The organism is Streptomyces prasinopilosus, from assembly GCF_001419695.1.
GTDB lineage: Bacteria > Actinomycetota > Actinomycetes > Streptomycetales > Streptomycetaceae > Streptomyces > Streptomyces prasinopilosus.
Genome location: NZ_LIRG01000628.1, coordinates 1 through 1,699, shown reverse-complemented (window position 1 = coordinate 1,699; position 1,699 = coordinate 1). Strand labels below are relative to the sequence as shown.

At 74.6% G+C, this 1,699-nt stretch carries 1 protein-coding gene; it reads right to left on the bottom strand.

The genetic code is table 11. The annotated features are described in order from the left end of the window. Positions 1-420: 420 nt before the first annotated feature. Positions 421-1,617 (bottom strand): 4-hydroxybenzoate 3-monooxygenase, encoded by a 1,197-nt coding sequence (locus tag AOK18_RS23580; protein ID WP_055695644.1) that lies wholly within the window; start codon positions 1,615-1,617, stop codon positions 421-423. Positions 1,618-1,699: the final 82 nt, after the last annotated feature.

Here is a 1,699-nt window from a genome sequence, read left to right as displayed (position 1 = left end):
GCGGGAGCACCGCGCGGTGCTCCCGCTTCCTCCGCAGGCCGGTTCCCCGAGGCGTTCCCGCCTTCCCCGGCCCCTCCATTCCACCGCGTTCCGGCGTTGATCAGCACCCCTGCGGCAGCACTGAACCGTCCTCAACCGGCTTGCACGGCAATGCTGTTGCTCCCGTCCCTGCCTCACCGGCCGGCGGGTGCGCTGCCGCGTGCCGCCGCGGCCGGTGCGACGGCGGAGCGGACCGGGGGCGACACGGGAGGCAGGGCGTCGGGGGAACTCCCCACGGGCGGCCCGCATGTCCGCCGCCGGGTCACCCCGTCCTCGTCCGGAGGCCCGCGGTGCCGGCCGCGTGCGCCCGGCCGGGCCGGGCGCCGGCGGTGCCCTCGCCGGGCCGGCCGGCGACCGGTTCCCGGCGGGGCGGCTCCGCGGTCACCGCCCTTCCGGCCAGCCGGTGTAGGCCTCGGCGAGGTAGGTCGAGCCGGCGGTCGAGCCGGTCACCGCGGCCAGTTCGCCCTCCTGGCGCCGCACGTCGAACGGGGTGGCGCCGGGCAGGGTGTGCAGCATCGTGGTCATCCAGTACGAGAAGTGCTGGGCCTTCCAGACCCGGCCGAGCGCCCGCTCGCTGTAGGTCTCCAGCGGGGCGGTGTCACCGCTCGCGACCGCCCGCTCGAGTTCCTCGGCCAGGACCCGCACGTCGGCGAGCGCCAGATTGAGGCCCTTGGCTCCGGTCGGCGGCACCGTGTGCGCGGCGTCGCCGGCGAGCACCAGCCGCCCGTGGTGCATCGGCTCCTGGACGAAGCTGCGGAACGGGAGCACCGTCCTGGAGGTGATCGGGCCCTCCGCGAGGGTGTGTCCGTTGGCCCCCACCCGGGACTGCAGTTCCTCCCAGATCCGGTCGTCGGACCAGGCGGCGGCGTCCTCCGCGGGGTCGCACTGGAAGTACATCCGCTGGAGGGTCTCGGTGCGCCGGCTGATCAGCGCGAAGCCGCGCGGCGAGTGGTTGTAGATCAGCTCCGGGGCACTGGGCGGCGCCTGGGCGAGGATGCCGAACCAGGCGAACGGGTACGCGCGGAAGTACTGCGTGCGCCGGTCCCGCGGCACCTCGCGGCGGCACAGGCTGCGCGATCCGTCGGCGCCCGCCAGGAAGTCGGCGCGCACCTCGTGGGCGGCGCCGTCGGCGTCGGTGAAGCGCATGACCGGGGTGTCGGAGGTGAGGCCGTCCACCGACACGTCGGTGACGCCGAAGCGGACGTCGCCGCCGTCGCGTTCGCGGGCGTCGGCGAGGTCGATGAAGACGTCCGTCTGGGGGTACAGCCGGGTCGAGGCGCCGACCAGGTCCCGGAAGTCGATCCGGTGGGTGCCTCCCCCGAAGGCGAGTTCCACCCCGTCGTGGCGGTGGCCGTCGCGGTGCACCCGGTCGCAGACGCCGGTGCGGGTCAGCAGGTCGACCGAGTCCTGTTCGAGGATCCCGGCGCGGTGGGTCTTCTCGATCTCCCGGCGGGTGCGCAGATCGACCGCGACGGAGTCGATCCCGGCACGGGCGAGCAGATGGGAGAGCATGAGTCCGGCCGGGCCGGCACCGACGATGCCGACCTGCGTACGGCTGAGGACGCGCGAGGATGACATGGCCGACATTCTGCGTCCGTCCGGACCGTCCGGCCAGGGTCTCCTTCCGCCCGGCGGAAACGGGCCGGCCCGTTTCCGCCGG